Origin of the sequence: Rhodohalobacter sp. 8-1, from assembly GCF_038150125.1 — a bacterium.
Classification (GTDB): domain Bacteria; phylum Bacteroidota; class Rhodothermia; order Balneolales; family Balneolaceae; genus SW132.
On record NZ_JBBVMF010000008.1, the window covers coordinates 1 to 18,131 of the forward strand.

General features: G+C 40.7%; 12 protein-coding genes. 9 read left to right on the forward strand and 3 right to left on the reverse strand.

Annotated elements, in window-relative coordinates; translation table 11 throughout:
- The first annotated feature begins 921 nt into the window (after positions 1-921).
- From AABW11_RS09680 to AABW11_RS09720, 9 genes are all read left to right on the forward strand, one after another.
- Positions 922-1,134, forward strand: coding sequence for a PAS domain-containing protein (locus AABW11_RS09680; protein ID WP_340104878.1), 213 nt, complete (start codon positions 922-924; stop codon positions 1,132-1,134).
- Positions 1,103-2,332, forward strand: coding sequence for a sensor histidine kinase (locus AABW11_RS09685; RefSeq protein ID WP_340104879.1), 1,230 nt, complete (start codon positions 1,103-1,105; stop codon positions 2,330-2,332). Before AABW11_RS09680 ends, AABW11_RS09685 begins: the two co-directional genes overlap by 32 nt.
- A 1,375-nt stretch (positions 2,333-3,707) precedes the next feature.
- Positions 3,708-4,205 carry a ferritin-like domain-containing protein gene (locus tag AABW11_RS09690; protein ID WP_340104880.1) on the forward strand — a complete coding sequence of 166 codons (498 nt, stop codon included), beginning with the start codon at positions 3,708-3,710 and terminating at the stop codon, positions 4,203-4,205.
- A gap of 139 nt (positions 4,206-4,344) precedes the next feature.
- Entirely contained in the window at positions 4,345-4,749 is a 405-nt protein-coding gene (locus tag AABW11_RS09695; protein WP_340104881.1) for a TraR/DksA family transcriptional regulator, read from the forward strand.
- 538 nt (positions 4,750-5,287) lie between these two features.
- Positions 5,288-5,677: a hypothetical protein gene (locus tag AABW11_RS09700; RefSeq protein WP_340104882.1), complete on the forward strand. Its 390-nt coding sequence runs from the start codon at positions 5,288-5,290 to the stop codon at positions 5,675-5,677.
- A 1,773-nt stretch (positions 5,678-7,450) separates the two neighbouring features.
- Positions 7,451-8,635, forward strand: a complete 1,185-nt coding sequence (locus tag AABW11_RS09705) for a tyrosine-type recombinase/integrase (RefSeq protein ID WP_340104883.1) — start codon at positions 7,451-7,453, stop codon at positions 8,633-8,635.
- 219 nt (positions 8,636-8,854) lie between these two features.
- On the forward strand, positions 8,855-9,049 hold the full coding sequence (locus tag AABW11_RS09710; protein WP_340104884.1) for a helix-turn-helix transcriptional regulator: 195 nt from the start codon (positions 8,855-8,857) through the stop codon (positions 9,047-9,049).
- Positions 9,050-9,142: 93 nt separating this feature from the next.
- Complete coding sequence (locus tag AABW11_RS09715; RefSeq protein WP_340104885.1) at positions 9,143-9,499, forward strand: hypothetical protein; 357 nt, start codon at positions 9,143-9,145, stop codon at positions 9,497-9,499.
- Positions 9,500-11,551 (forward strand): DUF3987 domain-containing protein, encoded by a 2,052-nt coding sequence (locus AABW11_RS09720; protein ID WP_340104886.1) that lies wholly within the window; start codon positions 9,500-9,502, stop codon positions 11,549-11,551.
- A 1,421-nt stretch (positions 11,552-12,972) separates the two neighbouring features.
- On the opposite strand, the gene AABW11_RS09725 is transcribed toward AABW11_RS09720, so the two are convergent.
- From AABW11_RS09725 to AABW11_RS09735, 3 genes are all read right to left on the reverse strand, one after another.
- Positions 12,973-13,233 (reverse strand): hypothetical protein, encoded by a 261-nt coding sequence (locus AABW11_RS09725; protein ID WP_340104887.1) that lies wholly within the window; start codon positions 13,231-13,233, stop codon positions 12,973-12,975.
- A 72-nt stretch (positions 13,234-13,305) separates the two neighbouring features.
- Entirely contained in the window at positions 13,306-14,670 is a 1,365-nt protein-coding gene (locus tag AABW11_RS09730; protein ID WP_340104888.1) for an McrC family protein, read from the reverse strand.
- Positions 14,667-18,131, reverse strand: coding sequence for an EVE domain-containing protein (locus AABW11_RS09735; protein ID WP_340104889.1), 3,465 nt, complete (start codon positions 18,129-18,131; stop codon positions 14,667-14,669). The genes AABW11_RS09730 and AABW11_RS09735 overlap by 4 nt, the downstream gene beginning before the upstream one ends.

The window sequence follows — 18,131 nt, forward strand, 5'->3', positions numbered from 1 at the left end:
CGGTTAACATGCATTAAGCGTGGCGGACCATTGATAAAAGGTAGCAGAGATTACGTGACCGCGTCAATTTTTTCGCCGCCTTGAATTTTTGGTTCGTTTTGTTTCAAGACAAAATGAACAGGGAACTTTTTGAGATTGACAAATCCATTTTCATATCTAAAAGTTTTCCAGTAGGAAAATATTCATTAAAGTTAGTGACATTGCCCGAGAGAGATTCCTTTGGGACGTGGTAAAAAGTGAGGCTGAGAATTTGCCCACGGCCCAGGTGAATAGCCAGAACGTCACGATTCTATTTTTTTTAGAAACGTTATTTCTACTCTGTCATCCACTAAAGAGGATAGTTATTCAAAAAGAAATACTACTCACAAGGTTTCCCGCAGAACCAGATTTTAAAATGGTATTGTCTCCCGTGTCACTGGCACAGCACCCGTCAATCTGTTGTACATTAGTGAAGTTCGCGTGCCCATCAATGTTTTGCATATCAGGAAAAAATTGAGGCGATTAAGGCTTCTTGAGGCCTTTAATGGTCTAATAAAGTAGCAAATACAACTACAAGAGAATCACAAATCAACCTACCTGACACTACAGTAATCAGTCATAGATTATTGACTGATAAGTTTTATGCCCGTAAAAGAACTATCAGAAAAAATCCCTGGTGAAAAGCAAGAGAATAAGTGATGTCCATCGATCATCTAATACTTTATACACAGTTTTAGTAAAAGGTCAGATTAATACATTTCCCATGTCTAATCAAAGGGACAGAAAGCATTTTTAGAAGTGACCCATTATAGGGGCACTTTTTTTTATTAAGAGAAGATTTTATTCAACTTTGGTGCATATATGTCATATACAAATAACCTTTTTATACGGAACGGAAGAAGCAGGTTAGCCACACAAGCAGGAGCGAAGGAGAGTACTTTGATGACTGAAGAAAATAGAACGAAAAGAAGAACGGGTGGATCTGATCTAGCAGATGGATTCCAAAAAATTGATCTAAACGGAGATGTTTTCAGACAGATTTTTAAACATTCTGTTATTCCGGTTATTGTCCATGATATGGATATGAATATTATAGATGCCAATGATAGCGCTGTTGGTGAGTTTGGCTACGAAAAAAAACCAACTGCTCAGTAAAAAAGTATTTGCCCTTCATACTGATGATCAGTTGGAAGCGTCTGAGCATGTTCTGTCAAAAATAAAGACAAAGGATAAACTGAGCGCTAAAACAATATTTAAAAGGAAGGATGGGTCTGTTTTTACAGCTAAGGTAACGCCTTGCAAGTATATGATTGGGGGCAAACCTATAGTACACGTTTACATTGAGGATTTAACAGAAGGGCTTAATATTCTGCAAGAACTGGAAAAACGTTCTCAGGCAATTTCATCTTCCATGGACGGTATTTCGATGCTGAATTCAGATGGAGAGTTCGAATATATGAACGATGCGTTTGCAAATATCTACGACTATAATTCCCCGGATGAACTGCTGAATAAGACATGGAAACTTTTATACAGAGATAGCGACACCAGATTTTTTGAGAGCAACGTGCTGCCCGAAATAGTAAAGGAGGGGCGTTGGAGAGGAGAAACAGTAGGTAAAAGAAAAAACGGGTCCATTTTTCCACAGGAAGTTTCGCTCAGCCGTACGGCCGATGGCAGGATGATATGCGTTGTACGTGATATCATAGAACGTAAAGAATATCAGCAAAAGATAGAGCAAGCGCTGCAAGAAAAGAAAACGCTGCTGAAAGAGGTCCACCACCGGGTGAAAAACAATCTATCTATTGTATCAAGTCTCCTTGAGTTGAAGAAACATGAGCCCGTGGATTCGGTAGAAGAGTTAATCGAGGAAACCCAATCCCGGATTAACTCAATTTCACTGATTCATGAAAAACTCTATCAGTCAGAAACCCTCTCTGAAGTTAATGTACGCGATTATATAGAGGAATTTTCTTCGATTGTCCTGACATCTTTTAATTCTGACCAGAAGAATATCACGGTAGAAAAAGATTTGCAACCGTTTAACCTCAAAACGAGACGGGCGGTACCATTAGGGCTCATTATTAATGAATTGTTAAGTAACGCGTTTAAACATGGATTTGACGGCTCAAATGATGGGCACATACAAATTACTCTCGCGGTCAATGAAAATGAAGTGGTTCTTAAAGTTTCAAATAACGGAAACTCATTACCGGAAGATTTTTCTATCGAAGACCGTCAATCTATGGGTATGACTCTGATTAAAACATTGACCAGGCAGCTTCAAGGCACTTGTAAAGTTACACAAAACGGGAGTACGATTTTTGAAATCAGGTTTCCCGCAGTCATCTGATTGACGGGTGTGATGTCAAAAGGTAAGATGTCGAATAGGAGTGATCGGATGATTTATCTATAACCTGAGTCGATTCTTAAATAATGAGGTTCTACAGGAAAGTTTGTGGGTTGATGGCAAAATTTGGGAATAATCGCTTAGATCATGTTCAAAATATAGGTCAATTGCTTTTGCAGATCCTTCTCTGCGCCATTAACTACAATGGCTTGATCAGGATGACACGTTCATAGGTTGGTACCTGGGCGGCGTGGGTTCAGTAGTCGTTTTTCAATATCGCCTTGTCATCACGCCGCCCACCCCCAACGGAATCAATGTCATTCTGAATAAAACGGTGGGTTTCCGTTTTATGAAGAATCTGTAAAAGCAACACAGTTTGTCCTGTCGAATGACATACTGGTTGACCAGTTGTTTTGATGAGACGATATAAAAAAATTGCATAAGATTTATATACGTACCCATAAACTTTCCTGTAGAACCAATAATGATTTCAAAAGTCCCCCTTTCCCGAAGGGATGCCAAGGCGAAAAAAGGGGGATTCTCCCAAAGGGATCCCGTTGGGAAGGGGGATGTTCATCAGATCTATGAAAAAACCGATGCCCCCCCTCTTGCCGTAGGCACTCCTTCGGAGAAATCTCTCCGCCAGCCGGCGGAAGACTTTAAGATACAATTACAAACCGCTCCCCGGCGCTTGCTCTTGAACCGATACTCATCAAGAAAAACGGTATAAAAAAGATGCCAGGCAGCAGGTTTAGCTTAATGACAGAAGTGTGCCGCTTTTGCCTCAGTGAGGGTTTGGATGTGAATCCCCTCTGGCTGCTTGATCCTGAATAATACTCCTCTTTGGTAGCATACTGTAGTAAATCGAACTACAAACAAGTCACAATATATTTTATATGAATCATACGTGTTAGTTCATAAAATAGTGAGGAGAGTTTAAGAGGCTTATTTTTTTAAGATTAATCATAGCCCCACTTATATGGAAATGTACAGTGAACTGATAAAGACATTGGGAAAATGTGACGCAGCATGTAATAATTGTGCTATATCCTCTGTTGAATTGCTTGATCGAAAACCGATATCTGACTGCATCAAATTAAATCTTCACTGTTCAGAAGTATGCCAATTGGCCCTGAGTCTTTTGGTGCGGAATTCCGATCAGGCTTTATCTGCAGTAAAACTCTGTGTGACTATGTGTGATGAGTGTGCGACGGAATGCGAAAAACATGAATATGACCCATGCCGGTTAAGCGCAGAAGCCTGCAGGCTAACCGAAAAACGCTGCACTGTTTACTTAGAGCAGTCAGCTGAAACGGCGTCAATTTAGTACACCAGACATCAAACATTAAACAATAATTAAACAAATAAAGATACTACCATGGGAGACCTGAAAAACCTGGAAGACCTTTTCTATCATCAATTAAGAGATATCTACAATGCCGAGCAGCAACTTATGAAAGCTCTTCCGAAGATGGCTGAGAGCTCATCGAATGAAGAACTGGAAAATGCTTTCCGTGACCATCTTGAAGAGACGGGTGTTCATAAACAGCGTCTCGATGAGATAGGTGAATCGCTCGGCGTGGATCTCAGCGGAGAAACCTGCAATGCGATGCAGGGTCTGATCGAAGAGGCGAACGAATTTATGTCAAGAAACCCGGACCCGGATGTATTAGATGCCGGGATGATCGCAGACGCACAGCGAATGGAACACTATGAAATTGCCGCCTATGGAACCGCTGTAACGTATGCCAAATCCCTCGGCCATAATGAAGCCGCTAAAAAGCTTCAGCAAACCCTGGACGAGGAATCTGCTGCAGATGCCACTCTAAATGACATTGCGATTGAAAGGGTGAACATGAATGCTAAAGCTATGTGATGGTGATTAGGCCTGTTTCATTTGCCATCTACAGATGACCCGATTTGGCGGTTGAAGGTGAAGGCGCGAGCATCGGTCAGAGTATTACTGACAAAAGAATAAACTGTGTTATATCAATTAAATCTAAAAGCAAAAGACTATGTCATTTCAAAAAAAAGGCGATCAAATCAATCTTAAAAGTCCATACACTGATGATGAACTGATGTATTTTAAGGATATCATTCTTAAGAAGAGGGACCAAACAGTTAAGGAGATGGAAATTCTTCAAAACTCTATAGCTGAGTTCAGGGAGAACTCTGATGGCGGATCAGCCCATGCATCACATATTGCAGATATTAGCAATGATGTGCACATGCAGGAGAAAAAGCACATTTTTTACAACCGTACACGCAAATTTCTTCAATACCTGGAAGATGCTCTCGACCGAATTGAAAATAAAACGTACGGGATCTGTAAGGTTAAAGGCACTAAAATTGCAAAAGGCCGATTAGAGGCTGTTCCACATACCCAGCTTAGTATAGAAGCAAAACTAAAACGCAAGTAAAAAACAACAGTCAGCAGCGCGTACCAATTGTATAGTTGTTGCGGTCACCTTTTGAAGGTGGCTGGCAACCCGCCTGAATCCGACAGTCACGCACATGCAAAGATTTAAACACACATTACTCACTAATAGCAGGAGGGTTTGGGAAGTCGGATATACCCAATCCCGGGCAGCTTAATATGGGTTATCCGGAAACTCATTGTGTGAACCCGTTTTACAATGCTTTGCTAAAAAGACCCGCAAAGGAAGCGAGCAGGCGTGATGGTGATAGTTGTAACATTAGATTAGCTTATGAATTGTCTGCTGAACAATATCATGCAAAGCAGTGACGGCACAAAGACAAAACCGATGCTGTGAGGCAGTTGCCCTGGCAACTGAGGAACCATAATTATAATAATGGTTGGTTTTGTTAGATAATTAGCTCTCACAGGTGGATTATGGTAAAATTGTTAAGCATCGGAAGGAAAATGAAGCCGGGTGGTGTAATCTGCAGCTGGCACTATATCCGGAATATAATTATTCATTTTAAGTGTTTTAAACCATGAATAAGCTTCAATCAGTACTTATCATAAATGAAGATACATTTCTGGCGCTGGCACAAAACAAAATATTAAGCAATACGAACTACCTGCTTATGATTCATAGTGCAGATTCCTACAGTGAGGTATGCGAAAGTATATCGGATATAAAGCCGGATTATATTTTGTTGGATGTAGCATTGGAAAAAAAGAATGTGCTGAATAATGCTCTAACAAAAATGTTTAGAGGGGAGAGAGTTCCGGTTATTAGCATATCAGGGAATAAAAAACCATATCAGAGACACGGGAAGGAAGGGCACACACAGGTTATCTATTTTATCAATTCAACCTCCAAATCTCTGTTGTCAGAGATTCTTACAAAACCAAACGATTTCAATCTGAGTTTGTCTTAAAACTGAAAAATTTGGGTTCTGTGTTGATTAATAAGGGTTATGTATTGAATTGCATCTAAATTTTTTGAGGCTGTTCATCTATCCGGCCTCCAATTTGTGCAGGTGGTGTCTGCTCATTTTAACACGCATGCGATGGGTGTAAAAACATACCGGCCGAATCTAATTTACAATGACAAAGCGATGCGGACCTTCGTTTTTACATCGCCCCAAAGGGATCCCTACGGGGCAAAGTGTTTAAATGTGCCCACCGGAGCAAATCTTTAGCCGGCGGGTTTCCCCGAGAGGGATGCCTTGGGCATGGATACTTTTGACCGTTCAAAAGTATCAGGGAAACACGAAAAGCTTATGATTTGATTGCTTGATAAAATAAAATGCCTGAACTAATATGATTGATAACATAATGTTCGCTGTAAGTTAAATATGAGTATTAACTTACAGCCACAGTGGAACATAAAGTTCTGTTCATTTTGCCTTGATGCCCCGTATAAGGGATCACTTCGTGGCAAAACGAACCTCCCAAAGGGATGCCCATGGCGAAAAAATCAAGGCTGTGGTCCCGACGGCTGTCGGGAGGCGCGGTCACGTAATCTCTGCTACCTTTTATCAATGGTCCGCCACGCATATCGATCATTAATCGGTTCCTCGCCGGTATGATAAAAGGTCCCCGCAGATCTTACAGCTTCCTTGTCCGCCAATTCTTTCAAGACCGAATGTGTCCTGGACTAACAAGGTGCATTCTTCCATCAATTATTGGCTCTACTTTATTATGATTAGATCATAAGAATGAATTATCCGCACTAATCAACAGGGGCGCAATAAATGAATGTGGCAATTCGAACTACAAACAAGTCACAATTCATTTTACCTGAATCAAGAGTCTTTGTTTATATATTAATATCAGAGAGTCAAAAAAATGTGTTTTAATTAAACCACAGTCCCTTCTGATATGGATGCGTACAGTGAACTTGTAGAGTCATTGGAGAAATGTGACGCAGCATGTAATAACTGTGCTATATCCTCTCTTGAAGCAGATGATCACGAGTCGATGTCAGACTGTATAAAATTCAGCCTTGATTGTGCAGATGTATGCCATTTGGCCCTGAGACTATTGGCGCGGGATTCCAGTTATGCTGTGTCCGCAGTAAAACTCTGTATGACAATGTGTGATGAATGCGCGACGGAATGCGAAAAGTATGAATATGATCAATGCCGGTTAAGCGCTGAAGCCTGCAGACAAACCGAAAAACGCTGCACTGTTTACTTAGAGCAGTCAGCTGAAACGGAGTCAATTTAGCATATCCAACGATAAGTAAATTAAAGACACTATCATGAGAGACCTTGATAGACTGGAATCCCTTTTCTATCACTATAAGCAAGAAAAAGATCTCTGCAATACTCAGCAGCAACATATAAAAAATACTTCCGAAGATGGCTGAGAGCTCATCGAATAAAGAAGTGGAAAATACTTTCCTGGAGCAAAAGGTAGTTTTTGTTTTACAACGAAAAATAAAAAAGCCGTAAAGCATTGTTAATAATAACTTTACGTCTTAATAAAAGTACCTCGGGCCGGGCTCGAACCGGCACTGGCATTTAAATACCAATTGGATTTTAAGTCCAAAAAATAGGTGTTTCACTATAATTCACAATTTTTATTAATGACCTGTAAGTCATTGATATACAATGTATAAATGTATTTTGATGTTTATCAGTGTTTCATTAGATTGAGCAAGTTTGTTGTCCCCCTGTTGTCCCCGAACTTAATCAATCAGATCCTTGCCAAATATCAAACTTACCGATCCTTTCATAAAAGGATTATCAAACGATACATCAAAAAGAGCCGAATACTACGATGAATTAGTAAATGGCTTAGCTTTGAGAATCACTCCGACCAATCACAAATCATTTGTTTATAGGTATCGATTTCACAATAAGGTGAAAAGGTATACTATTGGGGAGTATAAATTACTGAGTCTATCAAATGCCAGAAGCATCGCTAAAGAGCTTGCATATAAGATTAGTACAGGTATTGATCCGCTTGAAGAGCGAAAGTATTTAAAGCGGAAGGCTAAGCCTTTAACTGTCGCTGACCTGGCAGAAGCATATAAGACTCAACATTTACCCACCCTTAAAGAAAGTACAAATGCTTCATATAAGAGTCGTATCAACTCTAAAATCATCCCATCTATAGGTGAAATACCATTAGAGGAATTAAGTAAATCGGATGTAAGAGGTTTATTGGAAAAGATTGCGATTAAAGATTCAAATGGAACCAACTCAAACAGGGTTAGAGCAATTTTATCGAGTATGGTTTCATTTGGGGTGCAAAAAGATTGGCTGGAATTCAATTTCGTGCCATCAATTAAAAAGTTGTCAAGGGAGAACTCTCGCGATCGTATCTACTCTGCTGAGGAAATAAAAAAGCTATGGATTGCATTTGAAGAAGAACAGGAGCCAATGCAGTCACTTTTAAAAATGCTTTTAATTTGCGGCCAAAGACTGGGTGAAACGAGATTGATGAAATGGCAGGATATTGGATCAGGCGGGGAGTGGACTATTAAATCCAGTAATACTAAATCTTCTCGAACACACTATGTACCAATTCCATCTTTAGGAATAACAGTAATTGAACAGTTAAAGGCAGAAAGTGATAGCGAATTTATTTTCGAATCTCAATACAAGCCAGGCAAACCACTTTCATATGTGGGGGATGCAATGGGAAGAATTAGGGATACTACAGGTATAAAAGATTATATAAATCATGACCTAAGAAGAACAGTTGCCAGCAATATTGCCAGGTTAGGATATGACAGGACGATTATTGGGAAAGTGCTTAATCACTCACAACATGAGGGTGGTAGCAGTATTACCGCTGTGTATGATCGGTATCAATATAAGAGTGAAGTCAGGGAGGCTTTAGCAGAGTGGGGAAATTACTTGGAGAACTTGATTCGGAAATAGAGTGTCATACCAAGAAAGAGTGGTGTCTCGCTCTCAGAAAATTTGGAGATAAGCAAAAATAGTAGTTTTCACAATTTTCTGAAAAAACAATCATTTTATAAATCCCACATAAACAACTATTTGTAAGGACGCTATTTTCGCCCCTTTGCAAAAAGCAGTTTTGGAGAATTTCATAAGTTTCACGGAGTTAAATAAGAACACATAACAAACCCGTAACTTATGAAAATAATTCGTCCCTATCAACTGATGGAAAAATTATCTGTATCCAGAACCACCTTGTGGAGAATGGAACAGAGAGGAGAGCTTCCATCAAGAAGGCAAATATCTCAGCGTTTAGTAGGATGGCTTGAGTCAGATTTAGAGAGCTGGCTTAAATCAAGACCACTTGTTAATAGCTTAGATGATAAAAAATAAAAATTAAAACCATCAAGAGGGGGCTGTCTTATCAAGAGTTGCCCCCACTTATCTTAACAAAAAAGTCCAACGACAACATATTGTTGATTGCGTGTGAAGCGCATTGAATACATAGCACTTGGACAAAACCAAAAAATAACTAATAGTCATATGCCGAGAAATATATCCAGTTTACTAAAGCCTAAAGAGGTAAGAACATTGCTTCAAGAATTTGGCATCAAGTGGGACCCGTCTAAAGTTGGTAAAAAAGGCTGGGTTGTCATTAAAAGTCCGTTTCGAGAAGATAAAAAACCATCATTTAGTGTAAATATAAACCACGGTTCATTCTGTGATTTTGGCACAAATATAAAAGGAGATATACAAAAATTGACTTCGATTGCATTAAACCGTCCAGAGATTGATGCACTGGATTACATAGATAGAAAATTCAACATTAAATTCTACAGATAGATGAGAGAAAAAGCTGCTAACACTACGTTCTGGTCTGATGAAATGCAGGCCACAAAGAGAGAAGCGATTAAAAGGTTATTCACTGAGCCTGAACATAGCCTTTTAAATATTGCTTTGGAATATGATTCAATTGACTTAAAAACGCTCCAGACGTTTGAGGTTGGGTTGATAGAAAAGTGGGGATTCGATTGGCTCTTATTCCCATATATGACTGGAGCTCAATTATATAGAAGAGAGAATGGTGGAAAGGTAATATGCAATTTACCAGGCTCTAAGCCGAATAAATCTTTCTTCTGTATTCCGGAGCAACCCATTCAATCGCAATTAATCATAGCGAAGTCACCAAGAGAGGCGATGTCGCTTCATCAGCTTTTAGGCGAGAAAGCAAATATAATTGCTCTGTGTGCTGGAGAGGTGCCTTCACTGAGCACAGAGCAGGAGGAATATCTGAGACTCAACTTCTCAAATATTCCCTCTACCTATGTATTTCTGGACACAGATACTCCACAAGCAGTAGAAACATCAATGTCATTAACAGTTAACATTCATAAGATAATGAAAAATAAATCATTTGTGGTAGACAACCATTCTATATCAGAGGGAAATTACAAAGACATTTCAGATGCATTCCGAAATGGCGAGAGTACTGATTACTTATCTCAAGTAATGCAAAATGCCAAAATGCCAGCAGTGCAAAATCAAATAGACGTAGCATGTGTACCTAGTGATGAGAATACATCGCTTCTACCGAAGTCTATATATGATAAGCTTCCAAAGCTACTAAATAGGCTTTGTAGTCTTATTGATAAAGACCATAAAAAGGATATTTTTCTCTTAAGTGCGCTTGTAGTTATATCAGCGCATTTGAAGAATGTCATTCTTGAACATGACGACAAGTGGTACACGCCAGACTTTTACATGCTAATTATTGCAAGAGCAGCTTCCGGAAAAGGATTTGCTAATAAGGCAAAAGGGTTAGGTAGATCACTAGACGATTATTTGTCCAATTTTCGTAATGACCATTCATTTGTCAATCCGAATTCGACTGATAATAAAGGGAATTTTTCCGATGTGAATGGTCCTCGTGGTTTATACCTGCCTGCCAATTCATCCGATAGAGCACTATATGACTCATTGAATGAAAATGGCGGTAAGGGAATAATTTTTGAATCTGAAATTGACACTCTCTTAAAGGCAAACACTCAGGATTGGGGGAATTTTACGGATCTGTTGCGTAAAGCATTTCACCACGAGGATTTATCGATAAGTAGAAAAACTGATTTTTTCACTGTAAAAAACCCAGCTTTATCGATGCTTTTAACTGGCACGCATGATCAGTTCCGGAACTTATTTAGGAATACTGAAAATGGATTTTATTCAAGATTTTCTATCTATACGTTTAATTCACCACCCGTATGGCAATCCCAACGGCCAACGGATAAAGGCAGACAACTTAACAAAGAAATTGAATCATCAAGTTCTAAATTGTTTGATTTATATTCTCTTCTATCAAGGCGAGAAGAGAAATTAGCTGTCCTATATACAAATAAGCAGTGGGATCTGTTAGACAATAAATTTGAAATAATATTCAATACACAAGTAAATCAAGATTCGGATGTTTTGCAGAGTTGTCTGAAGAGAGCTGGTACTACGGCGTTAAGAATATCAACAATTCTTACAATACTCCGCTTATTTGAGAAAGATCCAAGTGCAATTGAAAGAAAAGAATTTATATCGGGTAATGATGATGATCTGGAGACGGCACTTAAAATCATACAAATAAGTATAGAACATTCATCTTATTTGCTCTTTACTGAGTTACAATCAAATGATCTCAAAGCGAGTGAGGTGAAGATTCAAACCATACTCAACAATTTGCCTGGTCGATTCACTACAGCTGAGGCTTTGGGAGTAGGCTTTGAAGTGGGTTATTCTGAACGTTCAATTAAGAGAAAATTGAATGATCTAATTGACAAGAAAAAGATCATTAAAGTTGCGCACGGTGTTTATGAGAAAGTAGACGATAGGTCGCACCTGAAAATGGTAAGCTGATCTTACATCACTGGCACTTTGGCACTTAGGCACATTGGCATTTTGAAATTCAATCTCTTGGGTCATAAACGTGTCTTGTGTTAATGAAAAGAATTATAAAGAGGGCATAGGGGTGCAAACATGAGATTTTTCATGAAGCACAACTGTGCCTCTTTTTTGCTGAAAGAATTTTGAATGAGTTGTTTGAAAATATACTCGGCTTTTGGGCCTGAGATATTTTTACCCCCCCCCTATGGGACCCAAGATGTTTTGCCACGAATGGTGGGCCAGCTCAATCACGGGTACCATAATAGTTGTCTATGGAATAAGGAAACTGGAGTCCCAAAAGGGGACCCACCCTGAATCACACGATTTTCGTCAGATAAGTGGATTGCCTGAGAGTAGCCAGCTTATAATTTTCGGTATGCGTTTAAAGTAAATGAAGGGCGATTTTCTTGTCTTCTAATGATCATTATGTAAAGCTGGGCTATTTTTTGCTTTTTGTAAGGCCAGTGGAGGGCTTTCCCTTAATTGAGTATAGTAAATGAGAGCGAACACCTAAGCCTGTTCGGAACGCTGCCCTCTATTTAAAGGCTATGAAGGCACATTTCCTGCAACCGAATTTATTTAGGTTTGCATCTTGGAGTCGGATCAGCAGAATGGTAGTGATTGACCCTGACATAACTTAGAAAATATTTCAATCTATTAAAGAAAGAATCAAAAAAGACGGGCATCACTGAGTCCAGATTTGACTTTACGATTAGCCGCTTCGGGTAAAGCAATTGATGGGCTGCCATCCACTGATTAAATGGCGAAGAGTGAGCTCATGAAAAAGACTTACAATGTAATTACTTGTAGTTACAAGATGAGTTTCACCGACTTGTTCTTGGCCCTGGTTTGAGGGCGCCGGGTCTGTCAATCTTCGACACTACCACAAAACTCCTTAGTAAGGGGGGCATAATGGCTTGCCAGCTAAAAACGGGACTTATGTGTAATAAGGCTGCGAATTCATGCTTTACAAATACAGCAGAATAGCTCATGAATGTGTTGGATGGCGTCTGCGCCCTCTCTCAGTTGATAAGTGTTAAATACCACAACATTGGGTTGCCACATAGGGGGAGATATTTGCTCTATGAGCTGGAAGATGAGATTTCACCTGTAATTTGGCTCTACGCCTTATCCTTTACGATACTCTGTAAGCACGTCCCAACTCTTCATATCAATCAATTGATGTGGTTCATCCCGTCACGCTGGGATTGAAGCTGCCATCTCAGAATGGAATCGATACTGCGGGCGGCTTTCCACTGTTTATATCTTGGGAAATATTGACACCCCTCACAATGTAGCCCGTGAATCTGCAAGTCTGTATTGAGTGACCAATGTTTATGTCTTCTTCTTGGTAAATCTATTAATGAATAAACTATTAAGACTCACCATTTTTGTCATTCCTCTTCAGGAGTCGATGTCCTCTGATTCCGGGCGTGCTCTGCCAGTAGCTCCATCTCTTCTTGGGTGAACTCCTCTTCCGTCTGCTGATCCTTCGGTGTAGATGTTATCTTGTACGTATCCTTGGTCTTGTCCTGCGGAATCAGATGCTTCTTATAGTTCGGGCTCTGAGACATGATCTTCATTATTTCATTCACTACTGTACCTCGTGCATTGGTGTGGGTTGCATTCAGGATAGACCTGCCTCGATAATACATTGGGCGAGTGTGAACTGAATTTGAGGTCAATGTCAGTACACCGGCATACAAAGTCAATATGGAAGCCTGTTTCTAATGCTTCAATATCCATTCTAATCTTTGTCTCAACACATTCCTCGCTCCCTCAAAAGCCTTATCAAGATAGACTCTTTGGTTCCGTGATCCATCCATAAGCTCCCGGTTAATAATAGGCAGCTGCCAGGCACGGATTGTGATGTTTACATCCTCGGCAAACTGATCTTTAATTCGGAATTCTTTATGGCCCGATTGATAATTTTGAATTGTATCAGGATAGAACAGGGCAATCTCATCAATCTCAAATCGAACAGCATAGGATAACATCTGGTAGAGATCCGGTTGAGAAATTCCCTTTTTTGGATCTTCTTCATCTGAATATACAATCTTATACTTGGTGTCTGCGATGATCTTTCGTGCTTTCGTTTCCAGTATCAAATCCGGTTTCAGTTGAAAGGTTTTATCCTCATCCAGGTGGACGGCAGAGGCCTGCGATGTTGCCTTCACGCCATCCACTTCCTTCTCGATAAACCCGAAGATGAAGTCCTCAAACAGATACTCCATCGGCAGCAGGAAGGCGAACAGCTTCAGGTCGTTTTTGTAGTCGAAGGAGACCGCGTGGTCCAGGAAAAGCTGACAATAATCCCTCACTGTTTCGAACTCGGCAAAGGCAGGGTTAAACTGTATAGCTGCACACTCGTTTGATGTGGCTGTTGTATCAGTAACATCATCCAGTGTGAACAGAATTTCCCGGAGATACTTCTTACTCTCATCATTTTCAGTCTGGTTCATCAGAATGGTAGCGACATACTTGATGATCTGATTGAACCGATTGTCTAATACAAACGGATCAAATATACAGTTTACCTTATGCCAGCGGGCTCGCGAGAGGTTCTGAGTGATATAACGATCCACATCCAGCCGTCCACGTACGTACGACATCTCGCGCCGGGTCTCTTCGTACTGCTGATAGATGGAGTGCGTTAGCAGTTGCCGGGTGTACTTGGCAAACAGGTAGATCAATACCTCAAAGAAATCGCTCTTCTCAGTGTCGAGTGAGGTTTGATAGTTGGGGAATTTGATCTTCCGGCAGTAGCTCAGCCACCACAGGATGTGCTGCTGGATGGCGTTGATATTTCGTTGGGTAGTCTTATTTCCCACTTCAAAAAAGATCTTGGGCAGGAGGTTAATTTTCTGTCCCTCGTAGTGGATGACGCCAACATACTTGTTTGATTTTACCTCACCAGTCTTGTGGAGAAACTGCAGAAAGCGCTGGGCTTCCATCTTCTCATCTTCGTCATCCTTACCATAGTAGAAACCGGTTTTCTCCCGCTGCCTCCAGATATCATCGAGAAACATATCCAAGCCGTCAAACTCCTCGGAAAGCTCCTCCTTGTTTTTATATTCGAAGAGGTTAATCATGCCCGGCCCGTGATTTCAAGAGGCCAGGAATCTTCCTTGATAGAAAGCCCGGCATGCGTGAGTATATCTCTCACTTCTTTCTCATCATTCATAAAATATTCCAGCAGCAACGGAATGACCCTTCGATTCATCCGCTGTTTCAGAGTGACGTGATTCTTCATGAAATAGCTGTGACCAATCTGGAAGTCGTGGCCCTTAAGTTTCTTTATACGGTCGTTAATTTTCTGAAGAACATCTGAATCATGAATTTGCTCGCCATCGATCACATATTTGGGATACATCGCTTCAAACTCAAACCGGCGCCGGAGGGCAATGTCCAGTAGCGCAATCGATTTGTCAGCCGTGTTCATTGTGCCGATGATATACAGGTTCTCTGGCACGGAAAAGGACTCACCAGACGGAAGCCTCGCCGGTATATGCATCTCTCGACCGTAGCGTTTATCCGGCTCAATCAGGGTGATAAGCTCGCCAAACACGCGAGAGATGTTTGCCCGATTGATTTCATCGATGATGAGCACATAGTTTTTCCTCTCAACCGTTTCAGTCTCACCGGGCGATTTACCCATATCAAGTAGCTTATCCAAAAGAGGGGAGTAGTAAGATGAAAGCCCCTGAATTTCCAGAACGTCTTCAGCCTCATACATTCTTCTCAATGTACTGATACTCAGTGTATGAGATGAAACACCACTGGCCTTACGGAACTCGATAGAGCGATTTGTGACAGCAGTGATGTAATAAGAGACTCTTTTCATTTCAACTTCTATTTCTTGCACTTCGCCCTGCACAAGTGGATCGATAAAAGTGTTGAAAACGTCCTCAAACGACTTCTTCTTGGTTTGCGGGCGTTTAGATGCCTCATAGTTTTTTAGCGCTTTATCTGCCAGTTCTTTGAAGAGGCCATCTACACGGTCAAACGTCAGTTCTTTGTCGTTCTCCGTATCAGGCCGAAGCCCCTGAATAAAATCCTCGTAGCTGTAGTTCTGGTGAAAGGTGATAAACTCTATTGTCTCGCCTAACTGTTTATTGAAAATCTGTTTTGCTTCATTATAGTCTTCGATGACATCGCCTTCCACGATTTCAGCAGCTCTTTTGATTGTGGTGTAAGTTTTTCCTGTGCCAGGAGGTCCGTAAAAAATGGTGTTGAGTGGATAGTTAACTACTTGTTTTTTCTTCTGATCTGGCATCTTTTCACCTTTTAGTAGTTTTTCAAGTAAATCATCATCCAATGCAACTTTTGCAATCCAGGGGTTATGTTTGTCTGGATAAATAGATCTGTACTGAGATTTTGATTGACTCTCAATTCCTTTCTTGGCCAGTGATACAATTCCCTCGAAGAAATCTTTAACCTGGACATCATCAGCCTCCATATACACCCAGGTCATGTCACCCTCCTCAGGTGGTACCGCTTTATCACTGATTTCTAAGCTTGGATAATTCGTTTTCAACTCCTCTAAGTGTTCATTATCCACATAAAAACCCTGAATTACTTTCCCACTTTTTCTCTCAAGATGAGTTACATATCGGCTGCCAATTGTAAACTGTATATACTTTTTGATTGATGAAGCATACGTGATTTCATCATCATCGCTCAGATCGAACTCGATTAAAACATGCCTCACAGTTGCAAAGAACTTCCGGACAGCCTGCTCATTATCTATTTTAGATACGACTTTGACTAACTTATTCCACATAGCATCACCGGCGCCTTCAGCCAATTCAACCAGAGCCTCATACTCCTCTTGGGTTGCTGAAAAGTTCGTGCCCTGGTTTCCAACATTTAATCCAGTCAGTTTTTCATAGCTGTTTATTTGCTCTTTTGTGATTGGATCTTCTGCAAGATTATGGGTGATTCGAAGTTTTACCTGATCAAAAGGCTCACCATCAGCGGCATCGCCATAGTAGGGCACTTCTGCTTCGTTTACCGAATCTTCGTGTACATCAGATTCTACTTCTGCAAGAGCATAGCAACCACTCTGGTCTCCGGTCACCCACAGTATCACTTTATCTCCGGGAGTGATTTTTGCTTTATGGGCATTCACTCTCCAGCTCGTTAGTGCTTCATCCTTGAGCGCCTGTTCTACATCAAATACCTTGGGATTTCCCTGAAACACCCAGTAATTCGATGTACCAATCGTCCTCATATTAATCCAGAGAACATCCTGAAATACCAGCCATTGCTGTTCTCCCTGGTAACATTCTTCTGTAAGCTGATCTTCAATCATATCGATCACATCACCATCCGATTCAATTACCGGAACCAGGTCTTCGGCAAGCTCCAGGTAGTGGAATAGCTTTTCACCGGCAGGTTTGGCATCCTGATCATCAAATAAAGAAATCAGATACTGATAGGTCTCATTCTTATAGAGCGGGTACTTATCCGGATAACGCATTGTCAAATAGTAGGAGATCGTGCGTTCATCCTGCTGATGGTTTAGCTGCTTGCCGTGCGTCTCAATTACTTTCGGCAGCAGCTCTTCAGATACTTCTACAAATTTCTGATACCGCTCCTGTAAAGGCTTTGATTCATCATACAAGGCTTTGAACATTTCACGAACTTCTTCGGGAAAGTACATTACAGCCTTTCGGATAAACCCTATTGAATTCTGATAAACAAGGTTTGCCGCTTTAGATGTGGCAGCATTAAAATTCTCCGTGAAGTCATCAGCCTCAGTATCAAATGTCTGTAGAAAATGTTGGATGGCCTCCCATTTATAACGCTCCTCCTCTATGCCCTCATCTTTTAAAAACTGCTTGTACCGATCTAACAATTCCTGAAAGATCTGATACTTCTTATCCAACCTTTTCTGCTCCTCAAGCCAAACCCAGGCTTTATAGGAGATCTCGTAAAAAGGTTGGTCCGTCTTCTTTTTAATTTTATTCAGTATATCAAGATACTCCTGCCAGGTTGAGAAATTTGGGTCAACCCCCAGCACCTGTTTTAAGTAAGGCTTGGTAGGCCCATCGATAGGAAAGTAATTTTCTGGATCGATGTAGAATAGAGCCTCAGTAATTTTGACAGGTCCGACACCATACTGATTCAAGATACTCTCAAACTGTTCATCGGTAATTGAATCGTCAAGTGCGCTGTAGAAAAACTGCCACAGATTTTCAATCTCATTATTGTTCCGCCCATCCTTGAAAGGAAACATCATCACTTTCTGAGCCTGAGCAGATGGGATGCCAAGCTCATCCTCCGGATAATGTAAATCCAGCTCAGATGCTATATTCTGAAGGATCTGAAGCCTTTTATCGGGACCGTACTTGTAGATAAAGCAGAAGAACGAGAACGGGTCAATTTCCTCAAGATCAAATCGATTCCCTTTCGGCTCTTCATCGACTAAGCCAGCAGTCACACCGGCTTGTCTCAATAGATCTACTAATTCCTTTTGCTTGTCCTCCTTATCCTGGAGGTATTCTGCTAAATCTTTGTGTGTCTGTACCCAGCTGAACTTCGAATCCAT

Coding starts and splice junctions, on each gene's coding strand:
- AABW11_RS09680 (WP_340104878.1), top strand. CDS start 922: ATGACTGAAGAAAATAGAACGAAAAGAAGAACGGGTGGATCTGATCTA.
- AABW11_RS09690 (WP_340104880.1), top strand. CDS start 3,708: ATGGGAGACCTGAAAAACCTGGAAGACCTTTTCTATCATCAATTAAGA.
- AABW11_RS09695 (WP_340104881.1), top strand. CDS start 4,345: ATGTCATTTCAAAAAAAAGGCGATCAAATCAATCTTAAAAGTCCATAC.
- AABW11_RS09700 (WP_340104882.1), top strand. CDS start 5,288: ATGAATAAGCTTCAATCAGTACTTATCATAAATGAAGATACATTTCTG.
- AABW11_RS09710 (WP_340104884.1), top strand. CDS start 8,855: ATGAAAATAATTCGTCCCTATCAACTGATGGAAAAATTATCTGTATCC.
- AABW11_RS09720 (WP_340104886.1), top strand. CDS start 9,500: ATGAGAGAAAAAGCTGCTAACACTACGTTCTGGTCTGATGAAATGCAG.
- AABW11_RS09725 (WP_340104887.1), bottom strand. CDS start 13,233: ATGTATTATCGAGGCAGGTCTATCCTGAATGCAACCCACACCAATGCA.
- AABW11_RS09730 (WP_340104888.1), bottom strand. CDS start 14,670: ATGATTAACCTCTTCGAATATAAAAACAAGGAGGAGCTTTCCGAGGAG.
- AABW11_RS09735 (WP_340104889.1), bottom strand. CDS start 18,131: ATGGATTCGAAGTTCAGCTGGGTACAGACACACAAAGATTTAGCAGAA.